This window comes from Rhizobium sophoriradicis (assembly GCF_003939025.1).
In the GTDB taxonomy this organism is placed as follows: domain Bacteria; phylum Pseudomonadota; class Alphaproteobacteria; order Rhizobiales; family Rhizobiaceae; genus Rhizobium; species Rhizobium sophoriradicis.
Window position 1 is genome coordinate 13,251 of sequence record NZ_RQIH01000018.1, and the last position, 17,218, is coordinate 30,468.

The window sequence follows — 17,218 nt, forward strand, 5'->3', positions numbered from 1 at the left end:
ATGTCCAATGGCAATTTTCCGATCTGCGGTCCTGGCTGGATTTGCGATGGAATTGTTTCAAGCGCCTCCGTGACCAACGAGCGAAAACCAATAATTATGTGATTCGGTGAGATCGAGACGCTACTCTACGAACAAACTATGTCACTGCCAGCGGATCCTCAATCACATCGACGATCGATGGCTGGCCAAGCACGTCCGCGAAGCGCTGTAGCATGGCAACAGTACTCGATGACATCTCCGCCCTGGAGCCCGGGATATAGCAAGCGGCTGCATAAGCGAGTTGCCGTTGCCTCGGTTCCGTTAGCAACAGCGGCAGCGTCTCGATTGCTTGCTCCGGCTCAAAGGTGACGATAGCCGTCTGCACGCGAGTGATTTCGGCCAAATGATCAGCGCTTAGTGAGCGGAAGGGCTCGTCCTCGGTCAGCACCCGTGACCAGCGCGCCAGGCGGTCGCGTCGGATCCCGCCACGATCGCTCACCAGGAGTACGACCATACGGATGATGGCATCGGCGAGTCCGCCGATCGCGATCCTCCTGAGCGCATTGGCGATGTCCGGCTGCCATCTCATATCGTCAAGTGTCGTCCCTTTGCGGTATGCTTCGTGGGGATTGTCAAAATATCGCTGCCAAGGGTTGTTCCAGATCATGTGAAACGCGAGCTCATAACCCATGTCGCGCCAGTCGCGCATGACCACGATCGCCTGTTCGACAGCCTTGAAATAGAGCGCTTCCGCAGCCAGGAAAGGATTTTCCGCTGCTGCGTTCGCCCGGGAGTTCCGTACCTGCTCTGAAATTGACTTATAGCCAACCATGATCGGATTCTGAGAAGACAGCAGCGATCGCTCCAGCCGCTTTGGATGGAACATTCGGCTGGCGTCTGCTGAGATGTCTGTGACCGCGGCCTGCACAAAGGGGCGGGCAACTGTGTGATAGATCTGCGCTTGCAGTTCAGAGACGCGGGCGACGGCAGCGAAGGGACCTCCATCGTCATGGCCGTCGTTAAACTCACGGATATTCTCGAAGGTGCGCTCGATCAGTTCAACACTATAGCTCTTGTGTCCAGCATCTTCTTGAATGTCCGTGATGCGCATCTCGTAAAGGCCAGGCAACAACGCCTCAATTGCCTCGAGCGTGCTTGCAACCTCATTGTATTCTTTGTTGATTACTCTCGAGGAAACGAATGTACCGAGGTGACCGACGTCGTTGTGTACCATATAAATAATGTGCTGGCCGAGAAGGCGGATTTCCTCCTCGTTGTCATAGATTTCGGGGATCCAATTCAGCGCCTGCTGCGGCGGCGTTACATTGTCGCCATGACTGGCAAATATGATAATAGGCGCCCTGATCTTCTTAAGGTCGAAATGCCGCCGGTCCGGCTCCCCATACGCCTTGTTGTGCGCCAGTCGATTACCAACAAAGAGGTGCTCAACTATCCAGCGGATCTCGTCTCCCCGCATCAGGCAGAAGCCGCCCCACCACTTCTCAGCCTTAAGGAAGGCTTCGCTCGCCGCATCCACATCTCGGAACAGTTCGACATACTTCATGAATAACTGGCGCTCGGGATTGAGCGTTTCGAAATTCTGTACGAGATGGGCGCCGTCGAAGATGCCTCCGCCCAGATCTGACAAAAACATGGTTATCCAAGCTCCCCCGAAGAGGCCCGCCATGTAGCGGAGGGTATTTTCGCCGATATTTCCCGAGGTAGGTGTCACCGGCGATCCGTTGAGGATGATCGGGCCAGCTAAGTCGAGATTTGTCGCAACCATCAGAAGGGTAGCCCAGCCAGCTTGGCAGTTGCCGACTACGACTGGAAGGCGGGCAAGCGGATGCAGGCGCATGACCTCACGAACAAAGGCCGCTTCCGCATACGTGACATTAGAGAGATACTGCCCCCCCTCTGGCTCTCGGCGGAAGGACACCAAATAAACCGGGTGACCTTCCCGGAACGCCACGCCGACCTGGCTGTCTTCTTTGTGGCCACCGACGCCGGGACTATGTCCGGCGCGCGGGCAAATGATTATGAAGGGGCGCTTCGTGTCATCGACGTTAACACCTTGGGGCGGGATCATTCGAAGTAACACGTAATTGGATTTCAAGGGCAGATCGTTTCCATCCATAACTGTCTCGTAGTCGCAGAAGAAAACCGGCGGACAGCCTGCCGCTTCATGTTCGAGGAAGATGTCGCCGCGCTGTCGGAGAAGATCCATGCACAATATGGCGCGCTCACTAGCGTCGCGCAGGTATTCCGCCCAAGCGTGGCCCATTCCCATTGCCGTGCACCTCGCGTAGACTCTCGGCAAGACGTTCGGCCTCAGTAAAGAGCTTTCCCTGGCGGGTAGAGTGGGTGTCGCACATGACTTGCACGCGGCGCAATAAGGCAACCTGCAGAATTTTAGCGGTTTCAGCGCCCGCTGCCGCCAAGCGTTGGAACATCGGGAATAGACTTTGGGTCACTTGGCTGTCCAGTTCCGTGGATGGCGCTTCAATCCACCGGAGCGGGTTTAGAGATGTAAGAATATCCGCCATCGTTTCAACTCCTCTATGGTTATGATCCCGTACGCATACATACGTGCCAGATCGATCGTGCTTCCGTCTGGCGAGGTGCTCGGTAGGCAATGCCGACGCCTAGGAAAGCAGTTTGACGACTTCCGACCCCAACGAGTTACCGCCGCATTCATCCCCTGCAATGTCTATGCCAAGCACTGGGTCAGCCAGCTACGCCGGGAGAGGGGGCAGCAAGCTCGTCGCCAGGGAAAGCCACACAAAGTCTTCATTCAGCCTGGATCAGCAGTTTCTCCCAGCTCGTTGGAGACTATCGGAGGACAGGAGGTGATGGATTCGCCTGCGGTGTGGGATCCCACCAACTAGGATGTTTCAGCGGCCGTCCGCGTGGCTTTGGTTGGGGCTAAGGCTGGTGGTGGCACGGTTATAGACGATGCCTTCTGTCTGACGCTCACCGATGACGGCAGTCTTCATCCGGTCGCAAAGCACTCCCGCGGAGCGCCGCCGAGAGCCTCGAAGGCCGCGATGTGGAAACGCAGGCCGGTCATCTGATGCATGACGAAGCGTGCCCAGATGGGACGGCTATGACCCGGCACTATCGTGAACAGCCAGATGATCCTCGGCGCCAGTTAAAGTGCCGACCGCGTGACACCGCCATTTTCGCTGGCGTTAGTGTTGGTCAGGTTTACAGCAGATCACCGATAACAGTGGACAGGTTAAACGGAACGATTCCGATCTCACCACGCGGCATCCTGTCGAGCAAGTCGACCGTGCGGGCAAAGGTTTCGACTTGCTGAAAGGCGTAATCAGGGTCGAGCCGGTCCAAGCCTCCGCCCGGCAAGACCTGGCAAAGATAGTCCGGTATCGGACAGCTTGATATCGTCGGAATTCCTGATGCGTATAATGGCTGTCCTTCGCCCAACATCACCTGCGCCGCCGCTGGGGCGACTATCAGCGCGCGTACCTTTTTGCGCCCGCGTGCGGCAGCGATGTACACGTCACTCATCGACTTATTACTGGTATAGATCAAATCGAGTTCCGGCTTCCCGGTGGGCGCGGGGTGCCCTTTTGCAAAGTCATCTCGCCACTCGGTACATCCAAGATGCTCAATCGTAGCTCCTGCAACGGCTTTAGCATGGCCGGGTTTGCCGTCCCACAATTCTGGATGCATTTCGAGCCAGGTCGCCGTCGCCTGATTCCCGTGGCGGCCGAACTGGGGAAGCTGGAAATGACCCGTGACGAGTACGAAGACGAGGCTCCGGTTGCGGGCAGATTTCGGTAGCGAGGAGAAATAATGCGCCAGAGCGAGTACCCCAGCACCGCCGTTCTCTTCGCACGCATTAGGTCCATCGGTGTGGGTGTTGATGATGATTGTCTCAAGCAGGTTGCAGCCCGGCAAAACCGCATAAATCGTATCGGTCGCAACGTCTTCCAACGTGCCATCCAAGGTCAGGCGACCGCTCAAACCGTGCTTGCTCGCGGCTTTGATCCGCTCTCCTTCAGATTGCGCCACCCATATTGCAGGTAAGCCCCAATACGGTGTGGTGAATGGCAGCACCTGCCCCTTCAACTGCACTTCCGAGACGCCTTCGAAAATGCAAACGACGGCTAAAACCCCTGCTTCACGCGCCTTGTCGATCGGTACGCCAAGCAAACCGGTGATAAGCGGCGTGGTTACGGCTTTGGGAAAGTCTATGCCTTCCGGCAGGCTGCCGCGTCGATTGGTCACCAGTTCGAGGAATGCCGCCAGATCCCGACGCTTTACCGTCACCACCGCAATTTTGCCGCGGGCTTTCTCAAACGCCTGAACCCGACCGTTGAAAAGAACCATCTTACCCGAGATACCGCCGGGAGGTGTAAGCCCGGAATACGGGAACGGCGCCGCTACCTCAATTACTTCACCATTTGACAGTTTGAACGCGGTGGTTCGTGGCATCCACCGGCGCATCGTGAGTTGATCGCGCTTCACCTCAAGGCCCATCCCTCTCAACTCACCAGCAAGATAATCGATTGCCCGTGCTTGCGCCGGGCTGCCGGTCAATCGGGGGCCGAAACTGTTGAGCCTTTTGATCCAACTCCAAAGTTTCCGCTGATCAGGGAGTGCGGGGATGGACGGCTTTCGCTGCTCACTGAATCCGGTGCTGGGAAAAGCCGGGAATACGATCCCGGCGAGAAGAGCAGTGAGCCCAACAGTCGAAAAATCTCTTCGTTTCAAGACTAACCTCCGCGCCTCTCTATCACGAATGGAAGCGATACCTATGGCCGCACGCCGCCCGTGTCCTTGCAAATCCAGTGCCATTAAAAGCACACGTCTAATCTTCAGTTTTGAATTGAACGCGCAGTCTGAATCGGTTTTGGACCGCGTGCGAAGTCAATGCAGCTTTCGGACAGCCTCCGCGCAAGCATCTGAAGTGGTTGAAGAGTCACTTTACTGATCTAGGAACGCGTCGTTGGTTCAATGCCTTTAAGAGCGACTTTATCTTGAGCCTAGTCTCGGGTCGGCCAAAAACCTTTGCCTGCTTGCAGACGACCATCAGTCGCCGAATGCAGCGGCAAGACTGTAAACTGTTGACCATGATAGGCGCTGCGCGTTGGACCTTTGTCACAACAACCTATCAAAACCCTCTATTTTATCCGGCGGACTTTCATTGCCGCCAAGGTTCTGGAGCTAGCGGCAAATCAGCCCCGACTGCCAATCTATTCAATGCTAGCGTCGCTGATAGTGATGCTGGCGCCCGAACCGCCGCCTGTTTGAGGCTCCAGCCGGATAATGACGGTCTGTGGCTGACGGCAAGACGGGTCATCGGGCAAGGGAAACCCAAATCGTTGAGGCTTTGCCCCGTCCAATACCGAAAACGCCTTGTTCGGAAAAATACCAAACCTACCAATTTCGCGAACGTTACTGCCGCAGTCAAGCGAAACGACCGTCGTCACTGGTCCTGAAGTCGACGGTTCATAACCAGTGACAGTAAGGACGACCCGCGCACTGGTATCAACCGATGAGTGGACTGCTCTGCTCGATATGGTTATCGTCGCGGGCTTACTGGTCGTTGCCCGCATGTCGCTCTCGTTAGCTTGAACCGGGCTGACGATGCGCAGCATCGATAATGCCGCCGCACGAATAGCGATAAGCACCCAACGATGATAGCGCATCGATGTCTCCACAACCCAGCCAGTCCGGATGTTAGGCGGACACTATGGCTATTTCTAGCTTTGCGGGCTCTACGGCGCCGGGTTTGCCCGCTCCCGATCCGACAGGAATGAGCTGCAGGTCGATGGCCTCGCCATCCGTCTGCCCCCTTCCGCCGTAAACCCGCTGGATCGCGTCCGTCAGATCGAGGACGAAGGATGGTTTGCGATGATGGTCGCCGTCATGACCGAGAACGGCGAAAGAACCGACGTAATGGGGATCGGTGACGGGCGTATCGGCCTTAAGGTCGTTCTTGCCGAGAAACACCCGAACGCTGGTCGTGCTGGCACTGGTGATCTCGACATCGCGCAGGAATGCCAGCACACGAGGAGCGGAGGCCGCCTGCTCCTGTGCCGCGCCGAAATCCATTGTATCCATGCCGGATGGCAGAGGCGGTTGGCGGACGATCTCCTGCAATGCGCCCGCCGGGATCTTGATCGGCAGCGAAAGCGGCACGTTTTCCGTTGCCGCCTTGCTGTTGTCCGTGGAGGTGGTCGTCACGCCGGCGATTGCAGCATCGGTCGCCGTCGCCGCGATCACGGACGTGAGTTTATCGTTCAGGGCCAGCGTTTTGGCGCTCGCCGCCGCGACCTTGAAGTAGGTCCGGAAACCATAATTGTATCCGAGTTCCTCTGGAACATAAAGGTCAGAGACCTTCGGGGACCAGAAGTTGCCGTCGACATCGTAGAAATTGTCGGTGAACGGCATGTCGGCCCAGAGTCGATCCGTGCTGTTGGCGTTGCGCAAATTCCAGGTCGCCCAGATGCGGTCGATGTTGCAATGATGCATGAAGAAGATCGGATCGCGGGGCGACGACATTTCCGGCATCCAGCCACCGATATTGTTGTGCACCTGATTGTGCGGTGTGTATTCCAGCGCCCCCTGCGTGCCGCTGCTGGTGGTGACCCAGGAAGGATCGAGTGAGTTCTGTCCCTCGGGGCGGGTGGTGCCGAAGACCTCGTATGGCTTCGCCGTTAGGATGGTGTTGAGAACCTGTGGCCCAACTATATTGTCCGGCATCGGCTGCGTGATTGGCCAGGTGCGCGACGAAACATAAAGTGGATTGTCCTTGCCGTCGGGCGTCTTTTGCATTGTGAACACTTCGGGCAGGTACGGATTGTCGGTCCAGTCCCAGAACGGCATAGCGAAATCGTTGTTCTTGGTCACGTGCCGAACGATGCGCTCGTACATAGCCGTATAGGCCCTGTGCCACGGCAGGAAATACCAGTTGCCATGCGGGCAGTATTTGACGACGTCACCGCTGCCGTGAATTTTCGAGAGGTTGACCCAGTTGAATTTGTCGCTGGCGGGAAGGGCGTTGAGAAGGCGCACTGCGTCGCGATAGGTCTCGATGATCGGGTCGTTCCAGGCCAAGCCCTGCAGTGAGCGCCGCCAAGGGATTGACGGTATCTGCGCGAAGGCTTTTGTCCCCGGTAGGCCGCTGGCGAGCAGGCCTGCTGCAATGACGCCACCCTGAACGATGACATGTCTGCGTGTGATGCTCATCTTACTCTCCCTTGGATTTGAATTGTCCTTCGCCAAGATTAATGCCGCTTTTAGGCCGGTTCCGCGCCGTCTGGGCGCGGGAGCAGTGGGCAATTCGCACCACCATAGAGCTTGCGTTGGCTCTTTCTGAGTTTCGGTGAATCGGCGGCACGAGAAATGAAGCAAGCGACGTGCCACTCGAAAATGCAGCGTAAAATGCGAGCTAAAAACGCTACTACCGATCGTATTCCTGCATTCCAGTTGGAATCCAGATTCCGGAAAACTTAGTATCGCATTCCATGATCGTTCGAGCGACGGCTTGCCGACCAGCCACGGCAAGCACGTTCGGTTGCGAAAACCTCAAATGATCAAGCTGAAACAGTTGTTCAGACCGGTGAGAGGGCCCAAGATGCTGAAAACGCCCTGTGCGACGATAGAGAAGCACGCATCTCGAACAGGCTTTCGCTATCGGACCCCCAGCAATGACGGAGCCGTAGCCCGCTCGCTCTCAAATTCAAAACTGCGAAGCAGGCACCACTCCGTGGCTTGACGGGTGCGTAGAGCAGAGCGGGACAAACCGATTGTCGTGATCTCGACAAATGCGACAAAGGGCGGCGGCTGTCCGACATTTGCGAGAATAGCGGCGGGATCTCCGCGCGGGAACAACGGGCTCACCAAGTGATCCCACTTTCAGTCCCATTGTGCCCACTCATTCGGGCTTACTGTCGGACCCTATCGAGACCTCGCCGCAGCTGCGAAGCCCCACTCATATCCGTTTGAATTTGGCATCAAGGCTTGACGCTTGCCGTCCACACGGGGCAATTCGGGCAGTGTATTAGCCTGCTGTCCCGCTCGTTTCCTAACCCGACATCACAGCGGGGCAGGCTGATTTGGGGATCATCGCTCATTTGGGCCATGGTCTCAAGCGTCATATACCTGGCGCGTTGAACGGCCCATTCATCATTCTGTTCGAGCAGCAATGCACCGACGAGACGGACGATGGCTTCGTCGTTCGGAAAGATGCCGACGACCTCGGTGCGTCGCTTGATTTCGCCGTTGAGACGCTCAATTGGATTCGTCGAGTGCAGCTTTGCCCGGTGCTCTTTCGGGAAGGTCATGTAGGCGAGCACGTCCTCTTCAGCGTCGTCCATGATGGTGGCAAGCTTCGGCACTTTCGGCCTGATTTGATCGGCGACACTGCGCCATTGTGCGGCTTGCTGCCTCCGGGGTCTCCTGGGCAAAGGCCGTCGCGATGAAGGCGGATACGACCCGCCTGCCGCTCTTTCCAGCATGCGCGAGCACGTTCCTCATGAAGTGAACCCGGCACCTTTGCCAAGTGGCATTGAGAACCTTGGAAACGGCAGCCTTGATGCCCTCATGTGCATCAGAGACAACCAACTTCACCCCGCGTAGACCGCGGCGCGTTAGCCTGCGCAGGAATTCCGTCCAGATCGGTTCGGCCTCCGAGGTGCCAACTTCCATACCCAGGACCTCGCGCCGACCGTCGCTGTTGACGCCCACCGCGATAATGACGGCGACTGAGACGATGCGGCCGCCACGCCGGACCTTGAGATAGGTCGCGTCCACCACAGGTCGTCGACAGAACGGGTCGAGATTCCCTGGATATACGCTTCCTGGATAACGGCCGTCAGAGCTTTCTCTGCCATGCGGCGCGGTTCAAGGAAGCTCGGAAAGTAGCTGCCTTTGCGCAGCTTCGGAATGCGAAGCTCCACGGTGCCAGCCCGCGTCTCCCGATGTCACGGTAGCCATTGCGTTGAGTGAGCCGCATCGAGTTCTTCACACCGAAGTCTGCACCCGTAGCCGAGCCTACTTCCAGCTCCATCAGCCGCTCGGCAGCAAGACCGATCATCTCACGCAACAAATCTGCATCGGCACTCTTCTCAACAAGGGAGCGCACGTTCATCATGTCATTGGTCATCGGTGATCTTTCCGTCAGGTTGGTCTTGAACAACCCGACCCTAGCGGAAAACACTGATGGCCGCCCGCAAAGCCGATCACCCGCTACAGCGCAGCGAGAAGCGCGCGGGCACTCGGCTTTACTCCCTCCCGTCAGCTACACCAGGTGCTGGGACACGATCCGCGTGCCGGTTGCTCACACCGCGCCACTTGGCGTATTCAAAACCGCCGAGGCTCTAATCGCCGCTGGATGAAAGTTCAGTGGCAGGTCACGCAGGCTCAAGACCCTCAAGGGCCTCACACTACGAGTTCGTCTGCAAGACATAGACTTCGCAGCCTGAACGTTTCACCCTCGATCCGCTCCATGAAAATGCCGGGACTGAACAACGACGGCTGAGTGCAGGCATCAAGACTTAAGTCTGTCGTAAAGCAGACAAAGCGAATACAAACGTGGTGCGAACTGTCGGCTATTGGCTGACACGAAGATGCAGAACCCTCGACGTGCTGGAGGTGCCCCAGGCACCTGCTATCATCGCAGGTTGGGGCCAAGGCTGGCCTGCTCTGATCCCCGGTAGTGGGCGGGGTACACCCTGCCGATTTCAATTAAGCTACGCCTTTTTTCCCGGCTGATCTCGTCCACCGTTCAAAGGCCCCACCGCCACGTCAGCAGCGTTTAGGCGAATATACGCTCCAGCATCTCTCTTAACTGCAGCGCTTCGCCGCCATCTGAGGTTTCGCGACCGCACGCGCTTGCCATGGCAGGTCCCGCAATCCGTCGCCCAAAGCCGTTATGGATGCAATACGAAATTTCCCGGCAATCTGGACATCTGCCGCGTGAGACCTGGAATGCAATATTCGAGTTCTGGTGCCTATTCAGCTCGCATTCGTGCTGCATGTCCGAGTGGCACGTCCCTTGCTTCACTTCATGCTACTGATTCACCGCAGAGAGCGAGGATGAACTGACGTAAACTCTATTTCTATCGCCCCAGTCGCTTTGTCGGAGATGGGTCACGAGCCGCATCGACGGGGCAGGAAGGCCTCAGATCGGGATTTAGCCCCAACGAAGCTGAAACCAGGGAGGCGCTCGCGCCGTGCTGGCCTTCGCGCCAAGGGCCGGCGAATTCTCCTGCGATATCGTGGCGCGGATGCACTCTGAGCCTCGAGAGGTAAGTGCTACCCTGCTCGTCAACGAGACGCCAATGAGCGTGCGGCGTCACAGAAACATATGGGACGGATTTTTTCCACGGTAAACGTCCGTACTTTCGAAAGCTGGCAATGGTGAATCCTTCAACATACTCTGCGCAACTCGCCGACGGCACTATCTCGGTTCACGTGGATCGAAGCCTTGTACCCCCCATCGAGATGTTCGGCTTCGGGCAGCGAATCAACCCGAACCGCTCGTTTCTGTTTGTTTCCAAGGTTCTTGGTCGATTCCTGCCGATCCGCCCTTCGGTCATGGGAAATGCATTCGACCTCCTTGCACGTCAGATTCCTGCCGATATTCCTGGTCCGGTTTTGTTCATCGGAATAGCCGAAGCGGGCATTGGCCTTGGTGCGGGTGTCCATCGGCGGTTCCGCGAACTCACTGGTCGCGGCGATGCAATATATATCTGCTCCACTCGCCATGATCTTAAACTGCCGCTGCTGTGCGAATTTGAGGAAGAGCATAGCCATGCCCCGCGGCACCTCCTGCACGAACCATGCGAGGCAAGGCTCCGCGACTTGGTTCATGGTGCGACCGGCTTGGTACTCGTTGACGATGAGGCTTCGACAGGTAAGACATTTGCCAACATCTTCGCTGCCCTTCCCGCAAAAATTCGTTTGAAGCTGAAGCACACAGTCCTACTTACGCTTACCGACTGGTCAGAAGGCGCTGCCCGCGCGGAGATCACGGGAACAGTCAGTGAGGCTACTATCGTTTCCGGACGGTACAGTTGGACTCCGCGTGGGGATTTCACGGCAGCTACTCCGCAGGTCCCTTACTGTGACCGTCCTAAGCGGCCCGAGGTCTGTCCCGACGTCGCTCGAGACTGGGCGCGTCTCGGCGTCGTCGATCACTTGCAGGGTCTCAATGCAAACGCTGCCGATGACGGGATTACCCTCGTACTCGGAACGGGCGAACACGTGTGGCAGCCCTTCCTGCTTGCGGAGCGCTTGGAAAAGGAGGGCGCTGAGGTTTTCTATTCATCCGTGACGCGTTCCCCCCTGTCGAAAGGCCACGCGATCGGTTCAGTACTTTCGTTCTCCGACAACTACGGCGGAACGGTTCCACATTACCTCTACAACGTCGATCCAGCGCTGTACTCGAAAATTATACTCTGCTCGGAGACAGGCCCGGAAAATGTCTGTGCCAGCCTGATGTCCGCACTGGGCGATCCCATTGTCCTTTCAGACGTAGAAGGTGAATGAAGCCGCCTTAGGCCATGCGGTCTGCCGCTTCGAAATCGGCTCACTCGATCGGACATTTCCGCCAGTCCACAGCGACACAACACTGCTGTCGCGTTATCTAAGGACATCACTCCCATGGGGGATATCTATGACAGCATCGCCTCCCCTGCCACACTAGGCTCCTACGCCGAATACGACGTGACGCTCCTTCTCAAGAGAGTGGATATTCAGCCTACTGACACGGCCACGAGGGAAGAGGCCATCCAATCCGGGCGGCGGCATTACTCGGAAATGATTTCCGCCGAGATGGCCCCGACCCGCGAATACATGGACCTGTTTGCTAAGGCCATGGCCACTGGTGGCCCGCGCATGGGCGCCGAGACGGCACGCCTCGCCCTCGCGATCGTGCAGTCGGTCGAGGGTCCTATTACCCTTGTCAGTTTGGTCCGCGCCGGCGTGCCCTTCGGCATCCTTCTCAAGAGGGCCATCGCCTTACTCGGCCGGGACGTCGGACACTACGGGTTGTCGATCATTCGCGACAAGGGCGTTGACGACGAGGCTATGCGCCACATTCTTGCCAGGCGTCCTGTCGAGAGCATCGTCTTCGTAGATAGCTGGACGGGCAAAGGAGCAATTGCGAACCAACTCGAAAAGAGCTTCAAGGACTACTCAGACCGGCCTGCGCGGCTAGTTGTATTGGCCGACCCCTGCGGCTGCGCATGGCTCGCCGCATCGGGCGACGACTGGCTTATTCCCTCCGGAATGCTAGGATGCACCGTATCCGGGCTTATCAGCCGCTCGATCCTCAACGCTGCCCTCGTCGGTCCCGGTGACTTCCACGCCTGCGTCCAGTGGGATAATCTCGCGCAACACGATATTTCCCGATCATTCGTGGATGGTATGTGGAATGATGTCTCCACTGTGATTGCAACCGAAATCCCGAGCGTCTGGAGTATCGAGACCCGCCGGGCGCATCGCGATGCCGCCGCCGCTGCCGTCGCCTGGGTGATGGGGGAGGACGCCGTAACAAACATCAACCGAGTAAAGCCGGGCATTGCGGAGGCGACCAGGGCCATCCTGCGACGTGTGCCGGAAAAGGTGTACGTCTCGTCGCCAACCGATCCAGAACTCGCGGCCCTCATGTACCTGATCGACAACAAAGGCGTCCCGTATGTCGTCTCCCCTAGAAAGATCGCCCCCTACCGCGCCGTCACGCTGATCCGGCACGTCTCCTAATCTCCACGTATGTCTACTTACGAGCTCGGCGCGCAGGTCAAGGAAACTGAGATGTGACAAATTCCGTATCGTAAAATTCATTGCCAATGGAAAATCCGCGAAAACTCACATCTGGCAATCGATCAGATATTTAACCAGTCGCATTTTGGAGTACGCATATGAAGCCCATTGCTCTGGTGGACCTTGACGACACCTTGTTTCAAACCAAGAAAAAGATACCGGAGATTGCGGAAGCCGATCTGGTATTGGCGTCCAAATCCATTAATGGAAGCAACTCCTATATGACGAAGATTCAAGCTGCCTTTGTCGAGTGGCTGCTCGTCTCCACGGAGGCCATCCCGGTTACGGCGCGCGGCTCTGAGGCTCTTTCGCGCGTTACGATCGCGTTTGAAAGCTACTCAATCGTATCGAACGGTGCCGTCATCCTCAAAAAGGACGGCAAGCCTGACGCCGAATGGCATGAGGTCGTCGCAAGGGAGCTCCGGCCGCTTGCCGGCTTTTTCGATAAGCTCCTCGATGAGGGCAGGACCAAGGCGAGGGAACTTGGCGTCCACATCCGGTGCTGGTCGGTGATGGAAGCTGATCTCGCGACATATGTTGTCTTCAAAGAGATTGACGGAGACGGCTCACGCCTTGAAGAGATTGTGCCGATCATTCGAGAAAAACGGGGTTGGGTTCGACACCACAACGGCAATAACCTTGCGCTAGTTCCGCCTGCGATCTCAAAACGGGTGGCCTCACAATTTCTGCTCAAAAAGCTTCGGACGGAGCATCCAGGTCGCCCAGTGATCGGCTACGGTGACAGTGTGAGCGACTTCTCCTACCTGTCCCTCTGCGACTGGTGGGGTGCTCCGGGTAACTCTCAAATGACAGACCTTGTCGTTTCCGCTGTTGCGCGTGAGAGATAGGTGACACGCGTACTGCGAACGCGGTGATATGTGAGGAGGGTGCAGGAATGATCCTGCACCTCCAGTCTTTTAGTAGAAACTTCCTATGGGTAAAACGCCGCGCCATATCGCGGTAAGAACCATGGCAAGCGCGGCGAGGATCGCGAGATTCCCGTCGGCTTTTACCACGAGTACGTAGAGCTTGTATTTCAGCATGATATGTCCTTTCGATGAGCTCATTAGGAACTGCCGTCTCGACGGTTCGTGCCTTACTTGCGCAGAGCGAAATTTCGCGCCCATGATCCTCTCGGCGTCGATCCGCCGGAAATGGTCGACGATGGGTTGATCGTCATAGACCATGGCCGCGCTCTTGACGCAGCCGAACATCATGGCCTTCAAAGACGCGACCGGGCCCTCGCCCGCAGCCGGCGCTGGAGATAGGAAAACTTGGTTGCTTGCCACACGCGTCCTGTCGATCTTATAAAAACGCAACGTTAGCCGAAGCGGGATCCATTTGGGATCCACGGCAACCAGCCGCCGGTCTCCCGCTCGAAACAGCAGCACATCGGCGCGCATGTCCGGCGTGAACCGTTTGCCGAACCAGCCAAGATCTTCGAGCACACCATCGAACGATGCCCCGTCGATTGGCGACTGTCTATCCATTCAAGCGGCCAGTGCGGCTGCTCGGCGTCACGCTTTCAACGCTGACGACCTCCGATCGGCAATGCACGACCCCAGTCCCAACTTGATCTCGGGCTCTGACGGCCCATCGCCCCGAAATAGAAAAGCCTGCCGCGGGAGGAGGTGCGGCAGGCTTTCCTAAAAGAACCGAACGGCGACCTGGGAGGAGGAGTGCAGCTGTTCCCACAGACGTCCCTTTGGGAGGAGGAGTGGGCCGTCTAAACTTCGAAGCGTTGCGGGAGGAAGCATCGCTTCGATGAAAATAGCAATACTCGGGCCAGCGCCATGAAGCCAGCGTCTATGTTGCACTGCAGCTATGCACCCGCCGCAACAATCGGCAGGACATCGAGCATTCCTACCCCTGATTTTGTCGGCGGCTCTGCCGCTGTTACAGAGTGGAACCGCTACAACGTCAATTTCGATATCGAAAGCCCCAAGAAGGCCGTGACAGTTCGCGGCGGCCCTGCCGTCATGGAAAGTAGCGCCGCTGGAGACGGTGGCCGGCAGCTAAGCTGGATCGGTGCGGTTCGCGACAGTCATTAGGGGACACCCGGTGACAGACAGTATGAAGTGGCAGTCGCTCCCAGAAGCGCAAGATGTTCTGCGGGTATGTTTTCACCGTTAAGACCCGGCTGTACAATCCCGATCCGGTACTCGATGAACTTGCGTCGGGCAGCCTTTCGAAGCGTGGCCAAGTCATTCAGGCTGCCTCGAATGAAACGGGCCCGGCCCTTAAGATGTGATGTTTCTCTCACGGTCAGGTGGTTGATGAGGTTCTTCAAGCTCCATGTCCCCTTCACCCCCTTCTGTGCTTGACCGCAAACGAGGTAAAGATCGTCCGCCCGGCGCCCCATTACTGCCTGCGAGTATTTCAGATGCCAGAGAAGTACGGTGACGGTATCGTCCGTCTCCTCGATCGCCACGACGTCCGCGCTCTCCCAGGTGTCATCGTCATCTCTTCCGGGAGAGTGGGCAGACAATCCTCGCAATGGGCGTTCCGCTGATCGCACCTCCTTTGGTTTTCTGACCACTTTACCGCCCGAAGCGTGACCTCTCGCTTTTGAGGCAAGTGTCCGAGCGTAAAGCGAAGCTATTGAATCTTGTAAAGAATTCGGTTGCGCAGCGGGCGGATTCCCGCTATCTTTTTCGATAGGGCAGTACGCGCTGCCCTGGGGTGTGGAAACCCCTACACGTGGTTGATGCCGGCCGTAACGGCATCACACTCCTTGACCTTCGGTCGAGGAGCCTGTGGCGTATGTCCAGGTTCCTCGGAACTAAAGGCCACAGGACCGTCGTGTACGGTTTCCAACTCCCCGATCAGTGGGTTTAGCGAGTTTTCAGCGGGGGCGCACCGCGTGAAACTCTCCATCGGGGTGTCCACCATGAAGCGCTATGCAGCAGCACAGGTCCGGACTTCGAGGCCTGCGCAAGCCGAACAGTCGAATTTAGCGCGCGAGTTGGTGCATCCAGTTGATCGGCATGTCGGACAGCAAATCCGTATCCGCCGAATGCAGTCGAATGTATCCCTAGGGGATCTCGGCGCCGGCATCGGGGTCAGTTTGCAGCAGGTACAAAAATATGAAAGCGGTAAGAACCGCGTCAGCGCTTCGATGCTCTACGAGCTTGCCAATTGCCTCAAGATCCCTGTTTCGAGGTTTTTCGAAGGTCTTCCAGATCCCGAAACCACTCAGGGCCAGCAAATCATAACAGAGATCGATGAGAAGATTGCCTATATTTCCACGGCGGAGGGACGGCGTCTGATAGACGACGTTTTGCTCCTTTCTCCGCGTGTGCGCAGCCGGATCGTTGCCCTCGTCAGCTCGATTGTCGATGAAGAGATGGAAGAACAGAAGCCGGTTGGTTCATCTGCTGGTTCTTAGCTCCCTACCGGTCGATTTTCTCCGCTGCTTCAAGCGAAAACTCGGTGCGCAATACCGCCTTCTGTGCCCGCGAAAAATCGGCGGCGACGTGTTCTGCCCGCTCTTGCGCGGCGCGCCGGGCGGCTTTGCGCTGCGCAAGCGATAGGCTGGCATCGGCTTCATGGCTGCGCAATACGGATTGTCGCATCAGCGCGTCCTGAAGCTCGGCGGCGGAGATAACGTCGCTCTTGCGCAATGCGTCGACGACAGGATTGCCGGCGGCCCGGCTTGCCGCGATGTCGAGCGCTTCGGAGGCTTTTGCTTCCCGCTCCCGCGCGCTTTCGGCATCCGCCCGCGCCTCAGAGAGGCTGCGGGAAAGATTGTCGGCCCGCAGGCTGCGGATCTGCAGCAACTGCCTGAGAGATTTCAGCGCCTTCATATCAGCCGCTCAGGCACCGTTGTTCGTCGTCAGGATTTCCAGCTGGCCGCCCTTGATGACCTTGATGCTGTCGGCTTGCTGCCGGCTCAGCACGTCTTCGACGGCCTTGGTGAAGACGGCGGGCCCGCGCACCAGCACCAAGCCGCTGGCGGGATCTTCACGCAGCGCATCGTCCGGCAGCAGCGGGAACAGCGCGCGAATGGCGTTTTGCTCGGTCTTCCAGCTGCGGCCGCCGCGATCGAGGACAACGGTGGAGACCTCCTGCTTCGGCGCGATGATGATGCGGCTGCCGTCATAGGCGACGAAGAGATTGCTGGCATCGCCAAGCTTGACGAAGGCCTTGGCTCCGCTTTCCCGCACGGACCAGTGCTCGACCTTGCCGCTCAGTGTCCCGACTGTCGTGACCGGGATGCCGGACATGAAGGACAACGTCTGGACAACATCGCCAAGCGGCAGGGAGACGACATCCAGGCGCACCTCCCGCTCGCTGGCGCCGGCCGGTGGAGGAAAGGAGGCCAGCAGTCCGATAGCGGCCATGTAAACAAAACGCGCAAACATCTGAGTTTACCTCACGATCCGGATATCGCCCGACAACTAATGAACGAAGGAAGGCAGGGGCTGCAAAATCCAGTCTA

General features: G+C 57.5%; 12 protein-coding genes and 3 pseudogenes. 5 read left to right on the forward strand and 10 right to left on the reverse strand.

Annotated features, from left to right (window positions below; translation table 11 throughout):
* Positions 1 to 136: 136 nt before the first annotated feature.
* From EFR00_RS26405 to EFR00_RS26430, 6 genes and pseudogenes are all read right to left on the reverse strand, one after another.
* A complete protein-coding gene (locus tag EFR00_RS26405; RefSeq protein ID WP_245421412.1) occupies positions 137 to 2,263 on the reverse strand; it encodes a DUF3141 domain-containing protein in 2,127 nt (708 codons plus the stop codon).
* A 640-nt stretch (positions 2,264 to 2,903) separates the two neighbouring features.
* A pseudogene (locus EFR00_RS33625) lies at positions 2,904 to 3,121 on the reverse strand (IS21 family transposase); the annotation flags it as partial.
* Positions 3,122 to 3,186: 65 nt separating this feature from the next.
* Positions 3,187 to 4,716: a zinc-binding metallopeptidase family protein gene (locus EFR00_RS26415; RefSeq protein WP_064812014.1), complete on the reverse strand. Its 1,530-nt coding sequence runs from the start codon at positions 4,714 to 4,716 to the stop codon at positions 3,187 to 3,189.
* Positions 4,717 to 5,198: 482 nt separating this feature from the next.
* Entirely contained in the window at positions 5,199 to 5,654 is a 456-nt protein-coding gene (locus tag EFR00_RS26420; RefSeq protein WP_011053334.1) for a hypothetical protein, read from the reverse strand.
* A gap of 31 nt (positions 5,655 to 5,685) precedes the next feature.
* On the reverse strand, positions 5,686 to 7,197 hold the full coding sequence (locus EFR00_RS26425; protein ID WP_029875549.1) for a tyrosinase family protein: 1,512 nt from the start codon (positions 7,195 to 7,197) through the stop codon (positions 5,686 to 5,688).
* Between the two features lie 767 nt (positions 7,198 to 7,964).
* Positions 7,965 to 9,115: pseudogene (locus tag EFR00_RS26430) on the reverse strand (IS256 family transposase).
* Between the two features lie 1,253 nt (positions 9,116 to 10,368).
* On the opposite strand from EFR00_RS26430, the gene EFR00_RS26435 reads away from it, so the two are divergent.
* The 3 genes from EFR00_RS26435 to EFR00_RS26445 all read left to right on the forward strand — a co-directional run bounded on the left by EFR00_RS26435 (position 10,369) and on the right by EFR00_RS26445 (position 13,625).
* Positions 10,369 to 11,502 (forward strand): phosphoribosyltransferase domain-containing protein, encoded by a 1,134-nt coding sequence (locus EFR00_RS26435; RefSeq protein ID WP_225884181.1) that lies wholly within the window; start codon positions 10,369 to 10,371, stop codon positions 11,500 to 11,502.
* 114 nt (positions 11,503 to 11,616) lie between these two features.
* Positions 11,617 to 12,717: a cysteine protease StiP domain-containing protein gene (locus EFR00_RS26440; protein ID WP_077991529.1), complete on the forward strand. Its 1,101-nt coding sequence runs from the start codon at positions 11,617 to 11,619 to the stop codon at positions 12,715 to 12,717.
* 158 nt (positions 12,718 to 12,875) lie between these two features.
* Positions 12,876 to 13,625, forward strand: a complete 750-nt coding sequence (locus tag EFR00_RS26445; RefSeq protein ID WP_004675991.1) for an HAD family hydrolase — start codon at positions 12,876 to 12,878, stop codon at positions 13,623 to 13,625.
* A gap of 270 nt (positions 13,626 to 13,895) precedes the next feature.
* On the opposite strand, the pseudogene EFR00_RS34065 reads toward EFR00_RS26445, so the two are convergent.
* Positions 13,896 to 14,243: pseudogene (locus EFR00_RS34065) on the reverse strand (DUF4334 domain-containing protein); the annotation flags it as partial.
* Positions 14,244 to 14,570: 327 nt separating this feature from the next.
* On the opposite strand from EFR00_RS34065, the gene EFR00_RS26455 reads away from it, so the two are divergent.
* Positions 14,571 to 14,828: a hypothetical protein gene (locus EFR00_RS26455; RefSeq protein WP_018447059.1), complete on the forward strand. Its 258-nt coding sequence runs from the start codon at positions 14,571 to 14,573 to the stop codon at positions 14,826 to 14,828.
* Here the strand turns inward: EFR00_RS26455 and EFR00_RS26460 are convergent.
* Entirely contained in the window at positions 14,825 to 15,208 is a 384-nt protein-coding gene (locus EFR00_RS26460; RefSeq protein WP_008534295.1) for a hypothetical protein, read from the reverse strand. The genes EFR00_RS26455 and EFR00_RS26460 overlap by 4 nt on opposite strands.
* A 459-nt stretch (positions 15,209 to 15,667) precedes the next feature.
* Between EFR00_RS26460 and EFR00_RS26465 the strand changes: the two genes are divergently transcribed.
* A complete protein-coding gene (locus EFR00_RS26465) occupies positions 15,668 to 16,165 on the forward strand; it encodes a helix-turn-helix domain-containing protein (protein WP_064820010.1) in 498 nt (165 codons plus the stop codon).
* Between the two features lie 4 nt (positions 16,166 to 16,169).
* Here EFR00_RS26465 and EFR00_RS26470 read toward each other — a convergent pair whose 3' ends face one another.
* Together EFR00_RS26470 and EFR00_RS26475 are read right to left on the reverse strand one after the other, a co-directional pair.
* On the reverse strand, positions 16,170 to 16,583 hold the full coding sequence (locus EFR00_RS26470) for a hypothetical protein (protein WP_064820009.1): 414 nt from the start codon (positions 16,581 to 16,583) through the stop codon (positions 16,170 to 16,172).
* Positions 16,584 to 16,592: 9 nt separating this feature from the next.
* The gene (locus tag EFR00_RS26475; RefSeq protein ID WP_008534289.1) at positions 16,593 to 17,141 is read right to left on the reverse strand and encodes a hypothetical protein; all 549 of its coding nucleotides are present in this window, start codon (positions 17,139 to 17,141) and stop codon (positions 16,593 to 16,595) included.
* Between the last annotated feature and the right edge of the window lie 77 nt (positions 17,142 to 17,218).

Coding starts and splice junctions, on each gene's coding strand:
- EFR00_RS26445 (WP_004675991.1), top strand. CDS start 12,876: ATGAAGCCCATTGCTCTGGTGGACCTTGACGACACCTTGTTTCAAACC.
- EFR00_RS26425 (WP_029875549.1), bottom strand. CDS start 7,197: ATGAGCATCACACGCAGACATGTCATCGTTCAGGGTGGCGTCATTGCA.
- EFR00_RS26470 (WP_064820009.1), bottom strand. CDS start 16,583: ATGAAGGCGCTGAAATCTCTCAGGCAGTTGCTGCAGATCCGCAGCCTG.
- EFR00_RS26405 (WP_245421412.1), bottom strand. CDS start 2,263: ATGGGCCACGCTTGGGCGGAATACCTGCGCGACGCTAGTGAGCGCGCC.
- EFR00_RS26455 (WP_018447059.1), top strand. CDS start 14,571: ATGAAGCCAGCGTCTATGTTGCACTGCAGCTATGCACCCGCCGCAACA.
- EFR00_RS26435 (WP_225884181.1), top strand. CDS start 10,369: ATGGTGAATCCTTCAACATACTCTGCGCAACTCGCCGACGGCACTATC.
- EFR00_RS26420 (WP_011053334.1), bottom strand. CDS start 5,654: ATGCGCTATCATCGTTGGGTGCTTATCGCTATTCGTGCGGCGGCATTA.
- EFR00_RS26465 (WP_064820010.1), top strand. CDS start 15,668: ATGAAGCGCTATGCAGCAGCACAGGTCCGGACTTCGAGGCCTGCGCAA.
- EFR00_RS26475 (WP_008534289.1), bottom strand. CDS start 17,141: ATGTTTGCGCGTTTTGTTTACATGGCCGCTATCGGACTGCTGGCCTCC.
- EFR00_RS26440 (WP_077991529.1), top strand. CDS start 11,617: ATGGGGGATATCTATGACAGCATCGCCTCCCCTGCCACACTAGGCTCC.